The organism is Altericroceibacterium indicum, assembly GCF_009828105.1.
Taxonomy (GTDB): domain Bacteria; phylum Pseudomonadota; class Alphaproteobacteria; order Sphingomonadales; family Sphingomonadaceae; genus Altericroceibacterium; species Altericroceibacterium indicum.
Window position 1 is genome coordinate 328,430 of the sequence record NZ_WTYQ01000001.1, and the last position, 21,801, is coordinate 350,230.

Consider the following 21,801-nt stretch of genomic DNA (forward strand, 5'->3'; position numbering starts at 1 on the left):
ATCAACGCTATGATATGGCCAACCGTACTGACACTTTGCGCACGACTCAACTTTTTCAAGAGCTGAGGTGGCTGATTTTTGCCAGTTTTGAACGATCTTAATGAAGTGTATCATCCCGTTCTTCTCTGATGGCTATGCCTTGGACAGTGCATTCCAGAAAAGTTTCCCCAGAACCGAAGATTAACGAAATTACCTATAATTAACCTTGATCTGCTCGCTTTAGGACGGATGCTACCAGTGCCTGAAAAGAACAGAGCGGGGCCTAAGGGGTGTTGAAGGTGGTCTAAAAGGTGCCGACGCTACCGATAATGACCGCCAGAAATTCGGCTGAACAAATCCACTTGTTCTATGCCATCCGGTCTAACATGGTGCTGGGCTAGTGCCATCGTAAACATGACTTCGGATCATTTGCCCCTATCAACGCATTTCTGAAATGAATTCGTGGCATGTCATCGGGCGGCAGAATGATTTCATCTGACACGAAACCTCTCTAAGAGGGCGGGCAAGATTCGAATTCAGTGGAGACATCAATGTCCAAAGTCCTGATCATCGGCGCTGGTGGCGTCAGCTCGGTTGCCGTTCACAAGATGGCGATGAACAATGCCATTTTTACAGACATCCATCTTGCCAGCCGTACCAAGGCGAAATGCGATGCGATTGCGCAGAGCGTTAAAAGTCGCACTGGTGTCGATATTTCAACCTATGAAATTGATGCTGAAGAAGTGCCGGCGCTCACGCGGCTGATTAAGCAGATTCAACCCAAGCTGGTGGTCAATCTGGCACTGCCTTATCAGGATTTGCCGATCATGGATGCCTGCCTTGAAGCGGGTGTGAACTATCTCGATACGGCCAATTATGAGCCGAAGGATGAAGCCAAGTTCGAATATAGCTGGCAGTGGGCCTATCAGGAAAAGTTCCGCGAAAAGGGCCTGATGGCTCTGCTTGGCTCTGGTTTTGATCCGGGCGTCACCAGTGTTTTCGCAATGTGGCTGAAGAAGCACAAGCTCGAAACCATCCGCCAGCTCGACATTCTTGATTGCAATGGCGGTGATCACGGTCAGGCTTTTGCGACGAATTTCAATCCTGAAATCAACATCCGCGAAGTGACGGCCCCTGCACGACACTGGGCGAATGGCGAATGGGTGGAAACTCCGGCCCTGACGATCCGTCAGCAGTTCGAGTTCGACGAAGTTGGCCAGAAGAACATGTACCTCATGTATCATGAGGAGCTGGAGAGCCTGTCGAAGTTCCTGCCAGAGCTGGAACGCGCGCGTTTCTGGATGACCTTTGGCGATGAATATATCAAACATCTGACCGTCTTACAGAATGTCGGCATGACGGGGATTGAGCCGATCACCTATCAGGGCAAAGACATCATTCCGCTGCAATTCCTGGCTGCTGTACTGCCAAAGCCGGAAACTCTGGGCGAAACCACCAAGGGCAAGACCAATATTGGTGACATTGCTACCGGTGATGCACGTGATGGTTCAGGTGAAAAAACCTTCTATATCTATAACATATGTGACCATGAAGACGCGAATGCGGAAACCGGAAACCAGGCTGTGAGTTATACCACTGGTGTTCCGGCCATGGTGGGTGCGGCAATGATGCTGACCGGCAAATGGGCCGGCGAAGGTGTCTTCAACATGGAGCAGTTCGATCCCGATCCGTTTTTGGAAATGCTCGGTAACAACGGGCTTCCATGGCAGGTTAAGGAGTTGGCTGGTCCACTGGAATTTTAAACGAAAGATCAGTGATGATGAAATTTGCTATGGGTGCGTTGGCCAGCGCCATGATTCTGGCTGCCTGCAGTCCGTCAACAGCACCGGAAACACCGGCACAGACTACAGGCCCAAAGCTTTTTCTCAGTCAGCAAGAGCAGCGCGATTGTACTGAAACTGGCGGCACTGTGGAAAAACGCGGGCGGTTACAGGCAGAGGTTTGCGTGCATCCTTTTGCTGATGCGGGTGAGAGTTGCACGGACAGTTCAACCTGCGACGGCAAATGCATCGTAAAGGGCAATAGCGGTGAAGGTCATCAAGTGGCAGGAACCTGTCAGGCGGATGACCATCTGTTTGGCTGCTATGCCGAAGTTGAAAATGGCAAAGCGGTACGATCCATCTGCGTGGATTGACCTGTCGCTTCCAAAATGACCGGGGCGGTGCAACAGCTCTCCGGGTGTGGCCATGCCTTGCGCTTTCCCTTAAGGGGAGGCGCAGGGCATGCCCCTTTCAGGGGCAAGAAATCACGTTAATGTAAGGACCATAATGGAAACACAGGCTGGCGATCCCGGAGCATTTGCTCAGTTTGATCTCAACCGGGTTGATAGCCCCGCATTCGTCGTGGATGCGGCCAAATTGCGTGAGAATTTACGAGTTCTTGCCGATGTACGGAACCGTTCCGGGATCAAGATCCTTTCGGCATTGAAAGCTTTTTCCATGTGGTCGGTTGCACCGATCATTGGTGAATATCTTGATGGTGTCTGCACCTCCGGCCTGTGGGAAGCGCGGTTGGCATCAGAGCATTATGATGGTGAGATTGCCACCTATTGTGCAGCCTATAAGCCTGATGAACTGTTGGAAATCTGCCGCTTGTCCGATCATGTGATCTTCAACACGCCGGGCCAGATTGAACTGTGTTCACAAGTGATTGCTCATGCACGCACGCAGGGCCTCGATTTTGATGTTGGTCTGCGGCTCAATCCGATGCATGCCGAAGGGGAAGTGCCGCGCTATGATCCATGTGCGCCGCATTCGCGCCTTGGCTTCCCGATCGATCAACTTGAAGATGATCATATCGAACTGGTCGATGGCATCCACCTCCACACTTTGTGCGAGCAGGATTTTGTGCCGTTGAAGCGCACATGGGAAGCGCTGGAGCCGCATATTGAGCCCTACTTTGGCCATCTGCGCTGGATTAACCTAGGCGGGGGGCACCATATCACAAGATCGGATTATCAGCGTGATGAACTGGTTGAATTCCTGATTGAACTGCAGGAGCGGACCGGGGCTGAAATCTATATGGAACCGGGTGAGGCCGTGGCGCTGGATGCTGGCATTCTCACCGGCACGGTTCTGGATTCGCATTATAACGGTATGCCGTTGGCGATCACCGATATTTCCGCGACCTGCCATATGCCTGATGTGATCGAAGCGCCCTATCGTCCGGCCATGCTGCATGAGGATGAAGATGGGGCAGGGGAGAAGATACGTCTTGGTGGCCCGTCATGCCTCGCAGGGGATGTGATCGGCGATTATCGCCTGCCTGTGCCTTGCAAGCCGGGGGAGCGAATCGCCTTTCTGGATCAGGCCCATTATTCCATGGTAAAAACCAACAGTTTCAACGGTGTGCCCCTGCCATCCATCTGGTTGTGGGATAGTGAAACTGACCAGCTCGAACAGATCAGGAGCTTCGGATATGAGGATTTCCGGAACCGACTGTCCTGACCAGACGTAGGTCAGAAAACCGTGCAAGGGGAACGCTCTGTCGAGTGTCATAAATTTCCCCTTGCATGTCGTCACACGAGGCTTATATGCGCGCCCTCTGCTGCCCCATGGGGACTTCCTAACCGCAAGGCAGCCTCGCTTGTAAAACTAACCGTTTGGGGGTCCCTTGAATTGCACATTTACCCTGACGCCTCGGCTGTAGTTCGTGATCTTTCGCCGGATGAGCCTGTCATCCTGAATCGCCCACATGCGGCGGCTCGGGCTGGACGCTTCTTCGCGCAGAAATTTCCCGGAAAATCGCTGTATGCGGTGAAGGCCAATCCTTCGCCCGAAATCGTTCAGATCCTATGGGATTCTGGCGTGACGCATTTTGATGTCGCTTCCATTGCCGAAGTGCGGATGGTGCGCGGGGTTTTGCCTGATGCAACGCTGTGCTTCATGCATCCCGTGAAGACCAAGCGAGCTGTAGCCGAAGCCTATCACACGCATGGCGTGAAGACATTCAGCCTCGATACGATCGAAGAGCTGGAGAAGATCGTTGAAGCCACCCGTTCGCAAGACGGCGCACAGGCTGAAGATCTGAACCTGCTGGTGCGTCTGCGTGTATCTTCCGATTATTCGGAACTGTCGCTGGCATCCAAATTCGGCATCGATCTGGCTGATGCGGCTCCGCTGCTTCAGGCAACCCGCCAGCATTGTGATGCGCTGGGCATCTGCTTCCACGTTGGCAGTCAGGCGATGACGCCGTTTGCCTATGTGCAGGCGCTGGAGCGCGTTCGTGCCGCGATTGCAGAAGCAGCCGTGACGGTGGACATCGTGGACGTGGGTGGGGGCTTCCCGAGCTCTTACCCCGGCATGGAACCGCCACCGCTCGAAGATTACTTCGCTGTGATCCATCGCCATTTTGAAAATCTGCCGATTTCCTATTCGGCAGAGCTGTGGTGCGAACCGGGCCGGGCGCTGTGTGCAGAATATAGCTCGCTCATCGTGCTGGTGGAAAAGCGTCGTGGGGATGAACTTTACATCAACGATGGGGCCTATGGTGCCTTGTTCGATGCAGCCCATGTGGAATGGCGTTTTCCAGTGGAAGCACTGGAAGATGATCTGACCGAAGGCCTGATGGAGTTTTCCTTCTACGGCCCGACCTGTGACGATGCGGATTTCATGAAAGGCCCTTTCATGCTTCCCGCTGACATTCAGGCTGGCGATTATATCGAAATCGGTATGCTCGGTGCCTATGGCGCAGCGATGAAGACTGGCTTTAATGGCTTTGGTGCGGCGGCATGTGTGAATGTGTCCAACGAACCTATGGCTAGCCTCTATCGCGGTGATAGGGTTGACCCGCGCGAAAGCGACAATGTGGTGAGCTTGCGCTAAGCGCTGGTTACATTATCAGTTATAAAAAGGCCCCGGAGGAGCGATCCTGCCGGGGCCTTTTCTTGTGTGGTGGAGCGGAAAGCACGGCTTAGCCCGGTGCCTGGTCCTTGCCGTAATAATGCTTGCCCAATTCCACTTCCGGGCGACCTTGCGCCGCGCGGTGGGCGTTGGTGTCACGTAGCGAATAGACGCAGCCGCAATATTCCTGCTGATAGAATTGTTCGCGCTTGGAAATCTCGATCATCCGTGCGCCGCCGCCGCCTTTACGCCAGTTGAAGGTCCAATACTTCAGATCAGGATAATGCGCTGCAGCCCGTTCGCCAGAACCGTTGATCTGGTTCATGTCTTTCCAACGCGAAATGCCAAGGCAGGAGGTCATGACCGGAAAATCATTCTCGTGGGCGTAGAGGGCAGTGCGTTCAAAGCGCATGTCGAAGCACATGGTGCAGCGTGCACCGCGTTCCGGCTCCCATTCAAGGCCGCGTGCGCGTTTGAACCAATTGGTAGTGTCGTAATCGGCATCGACGAAAGGCACATTATGTTCTTCAGCAAAGCGGATATTCTCTTCCTTGCGGAGGATATATTCCTCCTTGGGGTGAATATTCGGATTGTAGAAGAAGATCGTATAGTCGATTCCGCTCGCCGTCATGGCTTCCATCACTTCGCCCGAACATGGCGCACAGCAGCTATGCAGCAGCACGCGCTTGTGGCCTTCAGGCGGAGTAAGAACCGGGCGTTCGATATCGGTCGTGGTCATAATAGCTGTCCGTATGGCCTTGATAGGCAATAGGCGCGCCATAACCGATCTAAGGGGTGAGATGGAACCCCTGCCAGTACGGAGGGTGCTTATTTCGCCTCAGCCATATTTGTCGCGATGTTTGGCCAGAGTGCCGGAGACCCGGTCCAATGCCGAACTGATTTTCTTCGGAAAGCTGCCCGGAGTGATCGCAGTGGAGTCTGAATGGGCAGCGCAGACCACTGCGGCAGCGGACCAGCGTTCCCCCAATTCCTGCGCCCAGCCACTGAAATCACCTGCCGCACCGGGCCGCTTTTCAAGCGCCTTGGCCAGCGTGGGGTGGAAGGAGATTTTGGGCTTGGGCAATATCCAGCTCAGCGGTGCAGGCCAATTGAAATAGGTGAGCGTGTCATCAACATGGATGACGCCTGAGGGCTTGTGATAGGCCAGCAGTGAGGAAAAATGCACGTTCCCATTATCGGAAATGTAATCCACCCCGCGGGGCTGGGAAAAGTCCAGAACATCGCTGTAAAGCTCTGATACTTTGTTACTTTCTACCGTTGCCTCTTGCCAGTGGATTTGCGGGCAGCAATGTTTATGGCGGGTTGAGCCATAGACTTTGGCGTGCGGGAAGAGCGATGCCATCCCATCGCAATGGAGAGTGTGGAAGGGATGCAGATTGAGGATTGCCTCCACCCGATTTCCCCCCTCAGTCAGCGCAAAAATATCACGCTGCATTTCTGGTGTCAGAGAGTAGGAATCCAGGAAAATAAAATTTCCGCTGGGTAATTTCACGAGAGAAGCCTGCGTCCCCACATTCAATAGGCCGGCAATTTTGAAGATCCCCCGAATATTCCAGAAATTCTCATTAATCCGGACGATTGCTTCGCTCATGCCATTCTCCTGTTGCTGTGCACATGCCCTGCCAGTCTTACGGTTGAAGCGGTAAAGTGTTTCACCTGCAAGTCTGTTGTGCGCAATTGGAGAAAAGAGCGTGAAATATCGCACAATTACTCGATGAATCTACATAATCCGCCAGACCAACCAATGGCCTTTACGCCTCTCTTGTGAGGCAATTGGTCCGCTATTGTGAGGTGCTGTTGGCCAGCTATAGGGCGGATCGATGAGGCACTCTTTCTTCTATACCCAAGCGGCTGCAATTCTGCTGATTGCGCCCTTCCTTGGCGCATGCAGTGACGACCGCCACGATGAGCGGCTGGCGGCGGCCGGTCCCAACCCATCGCTCAGTGCTTTGATGAAAGTTGCTGATGCTGATGCCGGTGCCAGAAAATTTGGCCAATGTGCAGCGTGCCATACGATCCGCAAAGGCGGCGCGGATAAGAACGGGCCAAACCTGCACGGTATATTTGGCAAAAGAATGGGGCAGGGTAGCAGAGCTTTCAGCTACACCGCAGCGCTCAGCAACGCAGGCGGCACATGGGATGCACAAACCCTGGATGCCTGGCTCCAGAACCCACAAAAGGTGGTCCCCGGTACAAAAATGCAATTTGGCGGGATTGCTGATCCGCTCAACCGCGCTGATGTGATTGCTTATCTGCAAAAAGAGGCGGATTAGCCATGTTTCAGCACTCTTCGCCAAAATGCTGCCAGGGCAGTTGATCGATGGGCGTTATTGCAGAACCTGCATGACATCGACCAGCTTCACATCGCGCATCTGATTGAGATAGGCCTCGTAATACCCTTTGTGGGAAGCGCCAACAATCGCCAGCAATTTTGTTCCCGGCTTGCGGCCAAGCACTTCCCTGATATTGGCGACCATGCGCAGATTGCGTGTTTCCCAATAAGCGACATAACGCCGCCCGAACGCTTCGGGGGAAGGTTCCGCGAGGGCAGCGCCCCAGTCCGAGTGGTAGGCTTCTATGGCATATGAGGGCGAATTATACGCGCGGTAAATATCCAGTAGGCCGTCAGCTTTGCCCAAATTGGCATTGAGCGCGTCACTTTGTGCGTTCCGCGCCTTGGTGGCCGGGTTATCCCACGCTTTCATAAGGGCCGCGCCATAGGCTTCGTTATCGAGCATATCGCCTGCATAATATGACTGATCGTCGACGTTCCACACGCGCTCCAGGCCGGATTTCGCGGCCACTTGCGCTGCTATGAGGTCAACTTCGTTCTTTCGGCTTGTCTGGCGGTCGAGAAAGGTTGCCAGCGTGTCAGTGAGCTGGCCTTCAGCGCGGCGTTCCTGTTGGGGCAGGCGGAGCCACTGAACGGTTGCCGAAGCTGGCTCGCCAGCAGCCAGAAAGAGCAATGCCAGTTTTCGCCGTTGTTGAGGAGTGGGGTCATCCGGCCAATTCGCAAGGATCTTCTCGACGTCGGCATTGGCGGTTGGCACATCGAGACCGCTTGCCTGATGGGCTTCTGTGGTATCGAAGCAATAGCTGTTGAGGGTCTCTTCGTCATATCGTGCGGGCTGCCGCTGCATTGCATCACAGAGCAGGCCAGAGCTGTTTTCTACCGCAACAGCCGTTGGATGCCATTTTACAAGGCGATTCACCAATGGCTGGGTCATTTCCGGGCGGAAATTATCTGGCAGGGTGGAGAGATGCGGCGATGCAAGGACCATCACTTCATTAGGTGATCCCGCTGGGCGATCATCGAACCGGTCAGGCTGAAAGGACGGATGGTAGTTTTGCGCAACAGCAGCGCCGCTAAATCCTATAGCGAGAAATATCAGAGCCCTCGCTGCCGCAAACTTTGGCCGTATCATGCCCGACTCCTGCCAATATGAGAGTGGGTAAAGCTAGCACTCAATTGAACAAGTGCGAACAGTGCTGTTCATTGGTGAAAGCGGCCTTGCAGCGCTTCAGTGTCGCGCTGGAGCAATGCGTCTTCGCGGCCTGAGCTTAAGCCGCCAGACGCATTTCCAGACGGTCCCAGATTTCCACCAGTGCGTCGGTCAATTCGCGCATCATGGCGTCTGTGTGCGCCGGGCCGGGGGTGAAGCGCAGGCGCTCTTTCCCGCGGGGAACGGTGGGGTAATTAATCGGCTGCACATAGGCGCCATATTCGGCCAGCAGAATATCGCTGATGCGTTTCGCCTTCACCGGATCGCCTACCATGAGCGGTACGATATGGGTGGTGGAATCGAGCACAGGCAGGCCTGCTTCACGCATCATGCGTTTTAGCGTGGCGGCGCTTGCCTGCTGCTTCTCACGCTCTTCCGAAGAGGATTTGAGATGGCGAACAGATGCGAGCACCCCTGCCACCAGAACGGGGCTGAGCGAGGTCGTGAAGATGAAGCCGGGGGCGTATGAACGGATCACATCGATGATCTTTTGATCGGCTGCGATATAGCCGCCCATCACACCAAAGGCCTTGCCTAGCGTACCTTCGATAATGTCGATCCGGCCTGCTGCAGCGTCGCGTTCTGAAATGCCACCGCCGCGCGCGCCATACATGCCGACCGCATGGACTTCATCGATATAGGTGAGGGCGTTATATTTGTCCGCCAGATCGCAAATCGCGTGGATCGGGGCGACATCGGCATCCATTGAATAGACGCTTTCAAACGCGATCAGCTTGGGCACATCAGGGTCTTCTGCAGCGAGCAGTTCTTCCAGATGGGCCACATCATTGTGCCGCCACACGCGCTTTTCACAGCCGGAATTGCGGATACCGGCGATCATGCTGGCGTGGTTCAGCTCGTCCGAGAAGATCACACAGCCGGGAAGCAGCTTGGCAAGGGTGGACAGCGTGGCGTCGTTGGAGACATAGCCGCTGGTGAACAGCAGCGCGCCTTCCTTGCCATGCAGATCGGCCAGTTCCTGCTCAAGCTGGATATGATAATGGGTATTGCCACCAATATTGCGCGTGCCGCCGGAGCCTGCGCCGACATTGTGCAGCGCTTCTTCCATTGCTTCGACCACCTTGGGATGTTGCCCCATGGCGAGGTAATCATTGGAACACCAGACGGTGATCGGCTTGGGGCCATTATGCCCAGCAAAACAGCGCGCATCGGGGTAGGAGCCCTTATTGCGCAGGATTTCGATAAACACCCGATAACGGCCTTCTGAATGAAGACGGTCAATCGCTTGGTCAAAAATCTGGTCGTAATTCACACAACCGGTCCGTTTTGCTCCGCATTCAAAGGCTTGGCGCCCTTATTTTCGCGGCTAGGGATAAGTTGAATGCGCTTTACGATGATCCGCCCCGCGTTGGAAGGAGAGAGTTTGCGAGCTTGTCGCATTAAAAGCGTTCAATGTGATCGATGCCATAATTCTGCAACATGGTGAGCAGGCTGCTGTCAGCTGGCTCTCCCCCAGTGAATACCGCAAAATCGCGTTGTTTTCGGCTGAAATCCTGCCCTTGGGTAAGGTGGTGGATGCGCCGGGCAATCCCTTGAGATCCGTCGATGAATTGGACATTTTGCCCCAGCACTTCGCCCAGTTCCTGCTGTACCAGCGGGAAATGCGTGCAGGCGAGCACCACCGTATCAATTTCGTTGCCTTGTACCTGACTGCGTAGCCCTTCAATAGCTGCGTGGAAAATAGCGGGGTCAGGCGTAATTCCGCGCAATTTGGCTTCTGCTGCGGCGACAAGGTCGGGTGCTCCATAGCGAATCAGGCGTTTGCCAGAAGCGAATTCGGCTTCCAGATTATCGACATAGGCCTGCCGGATTGTCGCTGCGGTTCCCAGTAACCCGATCACTCCGCTTTTGGTCATCGCCGCAGCCGGTTTGATGGCGGGCACCGTGCCAACAATCGGCAGATCGAGCGCTTCTCTCACAGTGGCAAGGGCAATGGTGGAGGCTGTGTTGCAGGCGATGGTGATAAGGCGCGGACGATATCGCTCTACCATCCGGCCAAGCATGGCGGGCACGCGCGCGGCGATTTCGCTTTCCGTCTTCTCGCCATAAGGAAGGGCTGCCGTATCAGCGGCATAGACAATAGGCGCATCCGGCAAAAGTTTGCGGATTTCAGCCAGTACAGACAGGCCTCCCACACCAGAATCAAAGATCAGCAAAGGGGCATCGGCAAGGGGGGCTTCGCATGTCATATCCATTTCGGCATATTTTCCCCCTGTGGAATTGCAAGCAAGCCGCTATGGGTTGTGCAAGATTATTGTTCGTCATGGCAGCAAAGCCACGCAATCTGCGGTGGCGTGGGTGCCATGATGGTTTGGCCAAGATGAAGTGGGACTTAGGATGAGCAACGGGCTGGATGCCCTTCTGGCGGCTTCGCTGGGATATGTACTGGGTTCGATTCCCTTCGGTCTGCTGCTGGCAATGGCCGCGGGCAAAGGGGATGTTCGCAAGATCGGATCGGGCAATATCGGCGCAACCAATGTTCTGCGCACCGGAAGCAAGAAATTGGCTGCGGCAACCTTGCTGCTTGATCTGTTCAAGGGCTGGTTGCCGGTATTCCTCGCTTGGCAGTTTTGGCCGGAGGTGGTAGGCTTTGCAGCGCTTGGCGCAGTGATCGGGCACTGCTTCCCGGTCTGGCTGGGCTTCAAGGGCGGAAAGGGCGTGGCCACGGCAGCTGGGGTGTGTTTTGGCCTCGGCTGGCCCTTTGGGCTGGTATACGCCGTGACATGGCTGGGGCTGCTGTATTTCACCCGGATCAGCTCTTTTGCCGGAATGTGCGCAGCGGTAAGCGCGCCGGTGTTGGCCATGGTGCTGGGGCGCTGGGAGCTGGTCCCGGTGTTGAGCGCGATGGCCGCGATTATTCTGGTGCTCCATCGTGAGAATATCGCCCGGCTAAGAGCGGGCACAGAGCCTCGTGTGGGGTCAAGGAAGTGAGCTTGGCGCAAGCGGAAGCCTTTGCGCGCATCCGCTTGCTGCGCTCCCCCAATATCGGCCCGGTGAGCTATGCCAAATTGCTCCAGAGGTTCGATACGGCGGAAGCGGCTCTGGAGGCTTTGCCTGATCTGGCCAAGCGGGGCGGACGGGCTTATCGCGCTGCCTCGACTGTCCAGATTGAGAATGAAGTGGCCGCTGCGCGTGAAGCGCGCGCGCGCTATTTGTTTCACGATTCACCAGACTATCCGCAATTGCTGCGCGAGATGGCCGGGTCACCGCCGATTCTGCTCTATCGGGGCGATATTACGCTGGCAGCCAAGCCTTGTGTGGCGATTGTCGGTGCGCGTAATGCTTCTGCTGCTGCGGTGAAACTGGCGCGTGACTTCGCTGCTGAACTCGCTGGGCAAGGGCTGGTGGTTGTTTCCGGGCTGGCCCGCGGGATCGATGGGGCCGCCCATCGCGGGGCGCTACCTGCCACTATCGGAGTGATCGCCAGCGGGATTGAAATTGCCTATCCCCCGCAACATGCCGATCTTCAGGAACAGATCGCAACCGAAGGCCTGTTGTTGGCCGAACAGCCTCCCGGCACAGAACCCCGGGGGAGCCATTTCCCAAGTCGAAACAGAATTATAGCAGGCCTTGCTGCGGGAACGTTGGTGGTGGAGGCTGCGCCCAAATCAGGTTCGCTCATCACGGCAAGGCTGGCGGGCGAGGCGGGGCGTGAAGTGATGGCCATACCAGGCTCCCCACTCGATACGCGCAGCCATGGTTGCAATCAATTGATCCGCGATGGCGCTGTGCTGGTGCAATCGCCTGCGGATGTGGTGGAATTGCTGTCTGGCTTTGATGGGCAGCCGCTTTCGACATTCCGCGAAACCGTATCTGCTTTTGAATGCGCGCCCGAAGAGCTGGCTGATGAACCCGCCGACATTGGAAATCTTCTCACCACAGCGCCTGTGGGCGTGGATGAACTGATCCGGCAGAGTGGCCAAAGTGCGGGCGCTGTGCAAATGGCGCTTCTGGAATTGGAAATTGCCGGTCGGCTGGTTCGCCATGCTGGTGGACGGGTGTCACTTGAAGCTTAAGGGCTGACTCTTAAATAATCAGCAAGTGGAGGGAATATTGGGAAAGGAATTTCATGCTGGCGCACCTTGCCTGTCGAGACCGCATGATCCAAGCGACGAAAATGATTTGCCTGATGCGTTTTTTGAAACGCGTGGCTTGACGAACCGCTTTCATCCTTCCCACCCTCGTACGTACACATACGCGTAAGGATCAGATTACTTCCATGCAGCTCGTGATCGTCGAGTCGCCCGCAAAGGCGAAAACCATCGAGAATTATCTCGGCAAGGACTTCACCGTTCTCGCTTCCTATGGCCATGTGCGGGATCTCCCGCCCAAGGACGGTTCCGTCCGGCCAGACGAAGATTTCGAGATGGACTGGGAGCCTTACAAGGACAAACAGAGCCGCATTAAAGCGATTGCCGATGCGGCTAAATCGGCTGACCGCCTTATTCTCGCGACTGACCCTGACCGTGAAGGGGAGGCAATTTCGTGGCATGTGCTGGAGCTTCTGAAGAAGCGCCGCGCCTTGCCTAAGGAAGTGGAGCGCGTCACGTTCAACGCCATCACCAAAAAGGCGGTGACGGATGCAATGAAGGCACCGCGCCAGCTCGATATGGATCTGATTGATGCCTATCTTGCCCGCCGCGCTTTGGATTATCTGTTCGGCTTTACGCTTTCCCCAGTGCTGTGGCGCAAGCTCCCCGGTGCCAAGAGCGCAGGGCGGGTGCAGTCTGTTGCGCTGCGTCTGATCGTTGACCGCGAACGTGAGATTGAAGCGTTCAAGCCGCAGGAATATTGGCAAATTCTTGCCAAGATGGAACAGGACGGCACAGAATTTGATGCCCGTCTGGTCCGCTTTGACGGCAACAAACTCGAACGCCTGTCGATTGGCGATAAGGCCATGGCTGATGCCGCCAAGAAGGCGGTTGAGGATTCACGCTTCACGATTGAAGATGTTGAAACCAAGCCGCTGAAGCGCAATCCGGCCCCGCCTTTCACCACTTCGACATTGCAGCAGGAAGCTGCTCGTAAGCTCGGTTTCTCAGCCAGCCACACGATGCGTTTGGCGCAGGGCCTGTATGAAGATGGCGCGATCACCTATATGCGTACTGATGGTGTGCAGATGGATGAAAGCGCCATTTCTGCTGCCCGCAAAGCCATCGCGGAACGGTATGATGGGCATTATATCCCCGAAAAACCGCGCCATTACGCGACCAAGGCGAAGAACGCGCAGGAAGCCCATGAAGCGATCCGGCCAACCGATTTTACACGGGATAAGGCGGGCAGTGCCGATGCTGGCAGGCTTTATGATCTGATCTTCAAACGCGCCATGGCAAGCCAGATGGCGGCTGCCAATCTGGAGCGTACAACGGTCACTTTGCGTGACCCGACCGGCCGCCATGAATTGCGAGCAACGGGCCAGGTAGTCAAATTCGCAGGCTTCCTCGCGGTCTATGAAGAAGGCCGTGACAACAAGGATGATGATGAGGAATCGGGTCTGCTGCCGGTGATGCATAAGGGCGATAGCCCGGCCAAGAAGGACGTCCTGGCCACGCAACATTCCACCCAGCCACCCCCGCGTTTCTCTGAAGCCAGCCTTGTGAAACGGCTGGAAGAATTGGGCATTGGCCGTCCATCCACCTATGCGTCCACGCTACAGGTGCTGAAAGACCGTAATTATGTCCGCACCGAGAAAAACCGCTTCTTCGCTGAAGAAAGCGGGCGGCTGCTGACAGCCTTCCTCGAACGCTTCTTCGAACGCTATGTCGCCTATGACTTCACGGCGGGCATGGAAGATGAGCTGGATGAAGTGTCCGGTGGGCGTGCAGAATGGAAGAAGCTGCTTGAAGCCTTCTGGCGCGATTTCAAGCCGAAGTCTGACGAAGTGATGGAGCGTAAGCCATCTGAAGTGACGGAAGAGCTGGACGAATTCCTGTCCGATTTCCTCTTCCCACCGAAGGAAGATGGCAGCGATCCGCGTGCTTGCCCCAATTGCGCAGATGGCCGCCTGGCTTTGCGCGGTGGCCGCTATGGTGCCTTTGTAGCCTGCAACAATTACCCGGAATGCAAATATACTCGCCCCTTCGCCCAACCAGGTGGCGCGCAAGAAACGGGTGAGGAAGGTCTGATGGGGGAACACCCTGAAACGGGTGAGGAAATTCATCGTAAAACCGGGCGTTTCGGGCCTTACGTCCAGATGGGAGAAGGCAAGGAAGCCAAGCGTGCGTCAATCCCCAAGGACCTTGAGGATTTTGATCTTGATTGGGCCGTGAAGCTGCTCGATCTCCCGCGCGAAGTTGGGAACCACCCGGAAACCAGCGAGCCGATCATTGCTGCAATCGGGCGTTATGGCCCCTATCTCAAGCACGCTGGCAAATATGCCAAATTGCAGACTACCCGCGATGTGTTCGAAACGGGCATGAATGCAGCTGTCACAATGCTGGCAGAAGCTCAGCAGCGCGGTGGCAAGGGACGGGCCAAGGCAGAGCCGATCAAAGCTTTTGGTGCACACCCGACCAGCGGCGGGGAAATGAAAGTTCTTCCGGGGCGCTATGGTCCTTATGTGACCGATGGAACTACCAACGCCACTATTCCCAAGGATGTGAAGCCTGAAGATGTGACTGAGGAAGAGGCCATCCGTCTGATTGACGAGCGCGCGGCCAAGGCTCCGGCGAAAAAGAAAAAGGCAGCGCCGAAAAAGAAGGCTGCGGCCAAAAAACCTGCTGCCAAGAAGGCCACTGCAACAAAGGCGGCAACGGCTAAGACTACGGCGAAGAAAGCCGCACCGAAGAAAAAGCCGGCAACTAAAAAGCCTGCTGAGACTTGATAATGCAAGGGCGGGCACACACATGTCCGCTCTATGCTGCAAGTGCGAACAGATGAAGGGGAAGGCATGTCGGTCAACGCCGCGCATTGGGATGATGATCGCGGCGGTGCCTTCACCCGTGCCATGGAACAGGATGGCCTGCCGTTCCCACGCCGGTTCTGGGCCATTATCGCCATATCATTCGGCACGGCTTTGCTGGTTCTCGATGGTGCCATTGCCAATGTCGCATTGCCAACCATTGCGCGTGAACTAGGCGTCAACGATGGTGTGGTGACCAATGTCGTCACCGTCTACCAATTGGTGCTGGTAATGGTGCTGCTGCCCTTTGCCAGTGTGGGCGATCGGATAGGTCATCGGCGGCTTTACCAGATAGGGCAAGCGCTGTTTCTGGTCACTTCGGGCTTGTGCTTTTTTGCCAGCAACTTGCCCATATTGCTTGTGCTGCGCGCCGGTCAGGCTCTCGGCGCTGGTATGGCGCTGAGTGTCTCGTCCGCGATGTTACGCCAGATTTACCCAGCCAAGAGCCTTGGTAGCGGGCTGGGAATTAATAGCGTTATTGTTGCCTCATCTTCGGCTTTGGCACCGACGCTTGGCGGTTATATTGTGGCCAATATGTCTTGGGAGTGGGTGTTTATGGCTGCTGCTCCCCTAGCTGTCATTTCGCTGATTCTTGGCCGGGCCTTGCCTGATCCGGTGCGCCGCCCGCTCAATCCTGAATGGCTCAGCGGTGTATGGAGCGCGGTAACCATGCTGCTTGTCATTGGCGGGCTGCAAGTGGCCACCCATGGCGCCAGCCATTGGCCGGGCACTGCGCTTTGCTTGCTGGGGGTGGCATCAGCGGTGATGCTCGTGCACCGTGAAAGCAGGCGGAGTAATCCAGTTGTACCCGTGGATTTGATCCGGCAGCCGGTAATCGGTCTTTCGGCACTGGCAGCGGTGACATGCTTTATCTCATCCGGGGCGTTGATGCTGGCGCTGCCTTTCCGGCTGGAACAGACGATGGGCTATAGCCCGGATCAGGTCGGCTTGTTGCTGCTGCCTTTTCCACTTACCATGCTGATTATTGCCCCCTTTGCAGGATGGCTTTCCGACAGGATCGCACCGACAAAACTGGGGGTCACGGGCATGGGTATCGCAATAGTCGCGCTGTTTTTAATGGTCATCATGCCAGCTCAGCCCGGTGCTTTCGGAATAGGTTGGAGATTGAGCCTTGCGGCACTTGGTTTCGGCCTGTTTTTTGCACCCAATTCACGACTTCTGATTGGCCGGGCACCCAAGGATCGGGCAGCAGCGGCTGGCGGTCTCTTATCCACGTCGCGCCTGTTGGGACAAACGATGGCTGCTGTGGTGGTGGGGATTTTGCTGAGTGCCGGAATGGGTGTGGGGTCAACGCCACTCATCATTGCAGCGGTGCTAGCGATTGTGGCGGCTGGTTGCAGCCTGGCACGCTTCCGCAATGCGCGGTTTGCCAGAGCAACTGGGCCTCAATAAAAGGGCGGGAATGCCAGGCAATCCCGCCCTTTAAGATCAACGTTTGAGCCTGCTTGCCAGAGCGTCCGCGATATCTTGCATAGCAAGACGGGTTGGGTGCCACGGAGCGCCTTGGCTATCGTCAAAATCCTGATTCATTCCGTGTGCCCAGGGGGCTGGATCACAAGGGTCATGGTCCTTTGACATCGCACCAGCATCAACAAACATCGCGCCGCTTTCCTTCGCGACCTTGGCGGTGATGGCTGCAAGCCGTTTGCCCATTTGGGTGAGCGGTGCCTGGTCTTCCGGCAAGATGGGCGCGGCTGCGCAACTCTTGGATGGAACAACACTCACATAATCCACAAAGACGAGTTTAGCCTTCGGAGCTTTCTGATGAACTGTGTTCGCAATGGCCAACATGCTCTTTTCGAGAGCGGCATATTGCTCTTCGGAAGCAAGGGGCTTGCGTGGGGCACATTTCGAAGTGTCGCCATCTCCCAATGCACCAGCACGGCAACTTGCCGCAAACAATTCGCCCACGAAGTTAATGTCGTTACCGCCTACCGTGACAGTGACTAGCCGCGTGCCTGCCGTCACCGCATCAAGCTGTGCAGGCAGCTCCTTCCATGGATGCAGCAGGTCTTTCGTCTGTGCCCCGCCGCAACTTGCATCGACCAGTTTAAGGTTAAGCTTTTGTGCCAGAAGTGTGGCGTAATTGGCCTGGGTGCGGCCACAGCGTTTAGGGGATCCGGGCTGAGCCGGGCCAAGATTTGGTCCGGCTGCATAGGAGCTTCCAAGCGCAACATAGCGGTCGCCAGCGTGGAGCGCGCTATCGGGTGAGGTCGTGGAAGGATGGATACAGCCCGTAACCATTAACCCACCCGCAAGAGCCAGGAATGGTGCCTTTAAGTCCCATTTCTTTTGTGAGCCTGCTTTGGTGTGCATCGTCATTTCACCCAATCAAGACCCATTTCTTCGTAAATCTCACGGCTGTCGATCCAGTTTTCTTCAACTTTTACATGGAGGAACAGATGCACCTTTACACCCAGAAGTTCACTCAATTCGGCGCGGGCTGCTTCCCCGATCGCCTTGATCTTCTGGCCACCTTTGCCAAGGACAATGGGGCGCTGCGTTTCGCGTGTGACGATGATCTGTTGATGGATTTCGACCGAGCCATCTTTGCGCTGGATATATTTTTCCGGACGTACGGCGCTGTCATAAGGCAGTTCTTCGTGAAGCTGACGGTAAAGTTGCTCACGGGTAATTTCTGTCGCCAGTGACCGTTCGCTGGCATTGGACACCTGATCTTCCGGGTAATGCCAGGGGCTTTCCGGCATTAGTGAAGCCAGATGCGCTTTAAGCTCATCAACGCCATCACCGGTTTCTGCCGAGATAAAGAATACCTCGGCAAAATCGACCTTGCCGGTCAGTTCCTGCACCAGCTCAAGAAGAGGCTCCTTCTTGCTGATGTCGGTCTTGTTGAGGATCAGAATTTTGCGCTCAGGCCTGGTTTTGAGAGCCTCCAGCAGTGGTTCCAGCTCGTGACGGCGCTTCTTCACGCTATCGACCATCAGCGCAATGGCATCCGCCTCCTGCGCGCCTTCCCATGCGGCGTTGACCATCGCGCGATCAAGCCGGTTTTTCGGAGCGAAAATACCGGGCGTATCGGCAAGAATGATCTGTGTTTCATTGTGCAGCGCAATGCCCAGCATCCGTGCGCGCGTGGTTTGCGCTTTCGCACTGGTGATGGCGACTTTCTGGCCGACCAGACGGTTCACCAGTGTGGATTTGCCCGCATTCGGCGCACCGATAATGGCAACGACGCCGCAGTGCGGGGTGGGGGTATCACTCAAGAAAACTTCTCCATAAATTTGCGTGCAGCAGCCGTTTCAGCTTCCTGCTTGCTGTTCGCTTCGGCATCGACTGTGCCGACGTTTTTCACGGAAACGCGCACAGTGAACCGGGCAGCATGATCTGGTCCGGAACGGTCAATCAGTTCATATTCGGGCGGCTTACGGCGATTGCCGGCCGCCCATTCCTGCAGTGCAGATTTAGGGTGCTTCTGGCGACCCGCATATCCGGAAACCTCTTTGCTCCACAATTCGCGAACCATATTGCGGCTGGGGTCAAAGCCACGCGATACGAAGCTTGCGCCCAGCAGTGCCTCCATCACATCACCGAGAATATTGGCACTATCTGCCCCGCCATCATCACGGGCCTGTTTGCCCAGTCGAACATGGACAGGAAGGCCGATCTCTCGGGCAATTTTGGCGCACATTTCACGGCTGACCAAAGCGTTGAGGCGTTGGGAAAGCTTACCTTCTGCATCATCATTGCGTTCATAGAGCCATTCGGCAATGGAAAGGCCTAAAACACGGTCTCCAAGGAATTCAAGCCGTTCATAATTACGCTTCTCCCCGGTGCTGCCGTGGGTAAGTGCTTCCAACCAAAGGCCCTCCTGACCTTCAGGTTCAACCCCTAGGCCGCGTAAAAAATCGGCGCTTTCATTCAATTGCACCTTACTCAAAATCCGTGTCCTATTCTGTTCCAGCGCGTTGCGGTGAACCATGTCCAGGGCTTGATCCATTCAGCAGAGCCGTCAGTGGACCAGATGGTGATGGTGGCACGGCCAATCAGATTGGCCTGTGGGACCAGCCCCACGCCGCCGCCAGGAACGGCCGGGAAGCGGCTATCCATCGAATTGTCGCGATTATCACCCATCAGGAACAGTTTGCCTTCAGGCACGATAACAGGTTGCGTATCATCTTGTGGATAGAGCCCAAAGTCGAGCGTATTGAAGCTGACGCCATTGGGCAGCGTTTCACGGAATTGCGGATATTGGCAAACAAGTGAACCGTCATCCTTACGAACCGTGAAGCGCGCTTCCTTGCAAGATGTATTGACGCTCACCGGAATTTCGAAATCCTCGATCCGCTTGCGCTGAACGGGCTGGCCATTGATGTTCACCACGCCGCCAATCACCTGAATCTGATCGCCGGGCAGGCCGATAACCCGCTTGATGTAATCTTCCTGATCAAGAGGGGGGGCCTTGAAAATTACCACATCACCGCGTTCCGGTTGGCTTGCGAATATCCGTCCGGGGATCAGCGGGGCAGAGAAAGGCAGGGAATATTTGCTGTAGCCATAAGGCCATTTTGCAGCGAGCAGATAGTCACCTGTTTCCAGCCTCGGCAGCATGGATTCACTGGGAATCGAAAAAGGTGAAAAGATAAAACTACGGAAGATCAGCACGAATAAAACGAGTTTTATAACGAAGACGAGAAAGCTACCTTCCTCTTTCTTCGGCTTTTCCCGTGTTTCAGGGGTATTGGTTCCGGCATCGCCGGGGACGGTATCATTCATGGTCGCGGTCCATGTTGGTCAGCTTGGCTGGCGTCAAGCCTGTTGGAAGCCTGCACCATAGGCAGCAAAAACGCTGTTGCCCATGCGCTGTAACCGGTTTTTTGGTCATTTTGATGGAGTCTTTACCGCTAATCGCCATCGAGACGTAACTTGCCGGTTCCAAAATGCTGCATGAGCGATTAGCCGTATCCCATCAGCTTAATATTGGAGAATGCCTGTGAGCGAAGCCCGCGAAGCCGCCTGGAAGTCCCTCGGTCTGCATGAAGACACGACTTTGGAGGCTTTGTTTGCTGCCGACCCGGATCGTCTCGGCAAGATGTCCGCCCGTTTGGAACTGGGCGAAGGAGGCATTTTGTTCGATTGGTCCAAGACTCACTTGACCGATGCACTGATCGCAGATTTCCAAGAGCTCGCTGAAGCGAGCGGTTTTGACGAAATGCGCCGCAAGCTGTTTGCTGGTGAAGTCGTTAACCCAACAGAAAACCGCGCAGCAGAACATTCGGCTTTGCGCGGTGTCGGCAAGGAAAGCAGCGTTGAAGAAGCTGCGGCGCTGCTTGAACGGATGCGGTTGCTGGTGGAAGCAATCCATGAAGGCGCGTTAGGTGAAGTCAAACACCTGATCCACATTGGCATTGGTGGTTCGGCGCTTGGCCCAGCCTTGGCAGTGGATGCGCTCAACCGCGATCTGGCGCTGGTGGACGTGCACGTGGTGTCCAACATTGATGGTTGCGCTCTGGAACAGGCCTTTGCTGCCTGCGATCCTGCAACCACGCTGATTGCGGTTGCATCCAAGACCTTCACCACCATCGAAACTATGACCAATGCGGATAGCGCCCTGAAGTGGCTGGCTGAAAATGGTGTGGACGACCCCTCTGGCCGGGTGATCGCGCTGACAGCAAACCCTGAGGCGGCAGTGAAATGGGGCGTTGATGAAACACGCATTCTGCCTTTTGCTGAAAGCGTAGGCGGCCGGTATTCGCTGTGGTCCTCTATTGGTTTCCCTGTGGCATTGGGGATCGGCTGGGAAGATTTTTCTGCCATGCTGGCCGGCGCTGCCGCCGTCGACGAACATTTCCGCGATGCTGCCATGGCGGACAATCTGCCCCTGCGCGCAGCCTTTGCAGATCTGTATTATTCCAGATTGCGCGGTTGTGAGACACGGGCGGTGTTTGCTTATGATGAACGTCTCGCGCTGTTCCCGGACTATCTCCAGCAGCTCGAAATGGAATCAAACGGCAAGAGCGTGACGGCTGAAGGTAAGCCGGTCAAAGGTCCCACTGCTCCGATCACATGGGGTGGGGTTGGCACCGATGCACAGCACGCGGTGTTCCAGCTTCTCCATCAGGGTACGCGTCTGGTCCCGATCGACTTTATCGCCAGTATCGCACCCGGTGATGCGTTGGACCCGGCTCATCACCGCATCTTGCTGATGAACTGCTTTGCGCAAGGCGCAGCTCTCATGGCAGGTAGTGCGAATGACGATCTGGCTCGTGCCTATCCGGGGAATCGCCCATCAACGACAATCCTGTGCGATGATTTTGATGCCGCTGCGCTTGGTGCGTTGATCGCGTTCCATGAACACCGCACTTTTGCCAATGCAGTCTTGATGGGCATTAACCCGTTTGATCAGTTCGGTGTTGAACTGGGCAAGTCCATGGCCAAAAAGATCGAAAAGGGTGGAGAAAGCTTCGATGCCAGTACGGAAGCACTGCTGAAGCTTGCCGGATTGAACTGATATATTAAGCGCCGCCTTGGCCCA

Annotated in this window: 19 protein-coding genes; 10 read left to right on the forward strand and 9 right to left on the reverse strand. The window is 55.6% G+C overall.

Annotated elements, in window-relative coordinates:
- The first annotated feature begins 530 nt into the window (after window positions 1-530).
- The 4 genes from GRI39_RS01620 to GRI39_RS01635 all read left to right on the forward strand — a co-directional run bounded on the left by GRI39_RS01620 (window position 531) and on the right by GRI39_RS01635 (window position 4,823).
- Window positions 531-1,742 (forward strand): saccharopine dehydrogenase family protein, encoded by a 1,212-nt coding sequence (locus GRI39_RS01620; RefSeq protein ID WP_160737944.1) that lies wholly within the window; start codon window positions 531-533, stop codon window positions 1,740-1,742.
- A gap of 14 nt (window positions 1,743-1,756) precedes the next feature.
- On the forward strand, window positions 1,757-2,134 hold the full coding sequence (locus tag GRI39_RS01625; protein ID WP_160737945.1) for a hypothetical protein: 378 nt from the start codon (window positions 1,757-1,759) through the stop codon (window positions 2,132-2,134).
- A gap of 133 nt (window positions 2,135-2,267) precedes the next feature.
- Window positions 2,268-3,446: a carboxynorspermidine decarboxylase gene (locus GRI39_RS01630; protein WP_160737946.1), complete on the forward strand. Its 1,179-nt coding sequence runs from the start codon at window positions 2,268-2,270 to the stop codon at window positions 3,444-3,446.
- 171 nt (window positions 3,447-3,617) lie between these two features.
- Window positions 3,618-4,823 carry a type III PLP-dependent enzyme gene (locus GRI39_RS01635; RefSeq protein ID WP_160737947.1) on the forward strand — a complete coding sequence of 402 codons (1,206 nt, stop codon included), beginning with the start codon at window positions 3,618-3,620 and terminating at the stop codon, window positions 4,821-4,823.
- 88 nt (window positions 4,824-4,911) lie between these two features.
- On the opposite strand, the gene GRI39_RS01640 is transcribed toward GRI39_RS01635, so the two are convergent.
- The gene (locus tag GRI39_RS01640; RefSeq protein ID WP_160737948.1) at window positions 4,912-5,580 is read right to left on the reverse strand and encodes an epoxyqueuosine reductase QueH; all 669 of its coding nucleotides are present in this window, start codon (window positions 5,578-5,580) and stop codon (window positions 4,912-4,914) included.
- Window positions 5,581-5,679: 99 nt separating this feature from the next.
- Complete coding sequence (locus GRI39_RS01645) at window positions 5,680-6,453, reverse strand: hypothetical protein (protein WP_160737949.1); 774 nt, start codon at window positions 6,451-6,453, stop codon at window positions 5,680-5,682.
- 229 nt (window positions 6,454-6,682) lie between these two features.
- On the opposite strand from GRI39_RS01645, the gene GRI39_RS01650 reads away from it, so the two are divergent.
- The gene (locus GRI39_RS01650; RefSeq protein ID WP_160737950.1) at window positions 6,683-7,135 is read left to right on the forward strand and encodes a c-type cytochrome; all 453 of its coding nucleotides are present in this window, start codon (window positions 6,683-6,685) and stop codon (window positions 7,133-7,135) included.
- A gap of 54 nt (window positions 7,136-7,189) precedes the next feature.
- Here GRI39_RS01650 and GRI39_RS01655 read toward each other — a convergent pair whose 3' ends face one another.
- The 3 genes from GRI39_RS01655 to murI all read right to left on the reverse strand — a co-directional run bounded on the left by GRI39_RS01655 (window position 7,190) and on the right by murI (window position 10,575).
- A complete protein-coding gene (locus tag GRI39_RS01655; protein ID WP_211371396.1) occupies window positions 7,190-8,287 on the reverse strand; it encodes a DUF5694 domain-containing protein in 1,098 nt (365 codons plus the stop codon).
- Between the two features lie 136 nt (window positions 8,288-8,423).
- On the reverse strand, window positions 8,424-9,638 hold the full coding sequence (hemA, locus tag GRI39_RS01660) for a 5-aminolevulinate synthase (RefSeq protein ID WP_160737951.1): 1,215 nt from the start codon (window positions 9,636-9,638) through the stop codon (window positions 8,424-8,426).
- A 127-nt stretch (window positions 9,639-9,765) separates the two neighbouring features.
- Window positions 9,766-10,575, reverse strand: a complete 810-nt coding sequence (murI, locus tag GRI39_RS01665) for a glutamate racemase (RefSeq protein ID WP_246204823.1) — start codon at window positions 10,573-10,575, stop codon at window positions 9,766-9,768.
- 148 nt (window positions 10,576-10,723) lie between these two features.
- Here murI and plsY point away from each other — a divergent pair, with 148 nt between their 5' ends.
- From plsY to GRI39_RS01685, 4 genes are all read left to right on the forward strand, one after another.
- Entirely contained in the window at window positions 10,724-11,317 is a 594-nt protein-coding gene (gene plsY, locus GRI39_RS01670) for a glycerol-3-phosphate 1-O-acyltransferase PlsY (protein WP_160737953.1), read from the forward strand.
- Window positions 11,314-12,402, forward strand: a complete 1,089-nt coding sequence (gene dprA, locus GRI39_RS01675; RefSeq protein ID WP_160737954.1) for a DNA-processing protein DprA — start codon at window positions 11,314-11,316, stop codon at window positions 12,400-12,402. Before plsY ends, dprA begins: the two co-directional genes overlap by 4 nt.
- A gap of 203 nt (window positions 12,403-12,605) precedes the next feature.
- The gene (topA, locus tag GRI39_RS01680) at window positions 12,606-15,209 is read left to right on the forward strand and encodes a type I DNA topoisomerase (protein ID WP_160737955.1); all 2,604 of its coding nucleotides are present in this window, start codon (window positions 12,606-12,608) and stop codon (window positions 15,207-15,209) included.
- Window positions 15,210-15,275: 66 nt separating this feature from the next.
- Complete coding sequence (locus tag GRI39_RS01685) at window positions 15,276-16,700, forward strand: MFS transporter (protein WP_246204824.1); 1,425 nt, start codon at window positions 15,276-15,278, stop codon at window positions 16,698-16,700.
- Between the two features lie 36 nt (window positions 16,701-16,736).
- Here the strand turns inward: GRI39_RS01685 and GRI39_RS01690 are convergent, their stop codons facing one another.
- From GRI39_RS01690 to lepB, 4 genes are read right to left on the reverse strand one after another with little or no spacing between them, the layout of a single operon-like run.
- Entirely contained in the window at window positions 16,737-17,630 is an 894-nt protein-coding gene (locus GRI39_RS01690) for an SGNH/GDSL hydrolase family protein (protein ID WP_160737957.1), read from the reverse strand.
- Window positions 17,627-18,532: a GTPase Era gene (gene era / locus GRI39_RS01695; RefSeq protein ID WP_160737958.1), complete on the reverse strand. Its 906-nt coding sequence runs from the start codon at window positions 18,530-18,532 to the stop codon at window positions 17,627-17,629. Before era ends, GRI39_RS01690 begins: the two co-directional genes overlap by 4 nt.
- Window positions 18,529-19,248, reverse strand: coding sequence for a ribonuclease III (gene rnc, locus GRI39_RS01700; RefSeq protein WP_160737959.1), 720 nt, complete (start codon window positions 19,246-19,248; stop codon window positions 18,529-18,531). Before rnc ends, era begins: the two co-directional genes overlap by 4 nt.
- Complete coding sequence (lepB, locus tag GRI39_RS01705; protein ID WP_160737960.1) at window positions 19,203-20,042, reverse strand: signal peptidase I; 840 nt, start codon at window positions 20,040-20,042, stop codon at window positions 19,203-19,205. Before lepB ends, rnc begins: the two co-directional genes overlap by 46 nt.
- A 211-nt stretch (window positions 20,043-20,253) precedes the next feature.
- On the opposite strand from lepB, the gene pgi reads away from it, so the two are divergent.
- Window positions 20,254-21,777, forward strand: coding sequence for a glucose-6-phosphate isomerase (gene pgi, locus GRI39_RS01710; protein ID WP_211371398.1), 1,524 nt, complete (start codon window positions 20,254-20,256; stop codon window positions 21,775-21,777).
- Window positions 21,778-21,801: the final 24 nt, after the last annotated feature.

Bases quoted from the DNA above. Each gene is read 5' to 3' on its own strand.
- plsY (WP_160737953.1), top strand. From the start codon at position 10,724: ATGAGCAACGGGCTGGATGCCCTTCTGGCGGCTTCGCTGGGATATGTA.
- GRI39_RS01620 (WP_160737944.1), top strand. From the start codon at position 531: ATGTCCAAAGTCCTGATCATCGGCGCTGGTGGCGTCAGCTCGGTTGCC.
- GRI39_RS01655 (WP_211371396.1), bottom strand. From the start codon at position 8,287: ATGATACGGCCAAAGTTTGCGGCAGCGAGGGCTCTGATATTTCTCGCT.
- topA (WP_160737955.1), top strand. From the start codon at position 12,606: ATGCAGCTCGTGATCGTCGAGTCGCCCGCAAAGGCGAAAACCATCGAG.
- GRI39_RS01625 (WP_160737945.1), top strand. From the start codon at position 1,757: ATGATGAAATTTGCTATGGGTGCGTTGGCCAGCGCCATGATTCTGGCT.
- GRI39_RS01630 (WP_160737946.1), top strand. From the start codon at position 2,268: ATGGAAACACAGGCTGGCGATCCCGGAGCATTTGCTCAGTTTGATCTC.
- pgi (WP_211371398.1), top strand. From the start codon at position 20,254: ATGCCTGTGAGCGAAGCCCGCGAAGCCGCCTGGAAGTCCCTCGGTCTG.
- GRI39_RS01640 (WP_160737948.1), bottom strand. From the start codon at position 5,580: ATGACCACGACCGATATCGAACGCCCGGTTCTTACTCCGCCTGAAGGC.
- GRI39_RS01685 (WP_246204824.1), top strand. From the start codon at position 15,276: ATGTCGGTCAACGCCGCGCATTGGGATGATGATCGCGGCGGTGCCTTC.
- murI (WP_246204823.1), bottom strand. From the start codon at position 10,575: ATGACATGCGAAGCCCCCCTTGCCGATGCCCCTTTGCTGATCTTTGAT.
- rnc (WP_160737959.1), bottom strand. From the start codon at position 19,248: ATGGTTCACCGCAACGCGCTGGAACAGAATAGGACACGGATTTTGAGT.
- GRI39_RS01645 (WP_160737949.1), bottom strand. From the start codon at position 6,453: ATGAGCGAAGCAATCGTCCGGATTAATGAGAATTTCTGGAATATTCGG.
- GRI39_RS01690 (WP_160737957.1), bottom strand. From the start codon at position 17,630: ATGACGATGCACACCAAAGCAGGCTCACAAAAGAAATGGGACTTAAAG.
- GRI39_RS01650 (WP_160737950.1), top strand. From the start codon at position 6,683: ATGAGGCACTCTTTCTTCTATACCCAAGCGGCTGCAATTCTGCTGATT.
- lepB (WP_160737960.1), bottom strand. From the start codon at position 20,042: ATGAATGATACCGTCCCCGGCGATGCCGGAACCAATACCCCTGAAACA.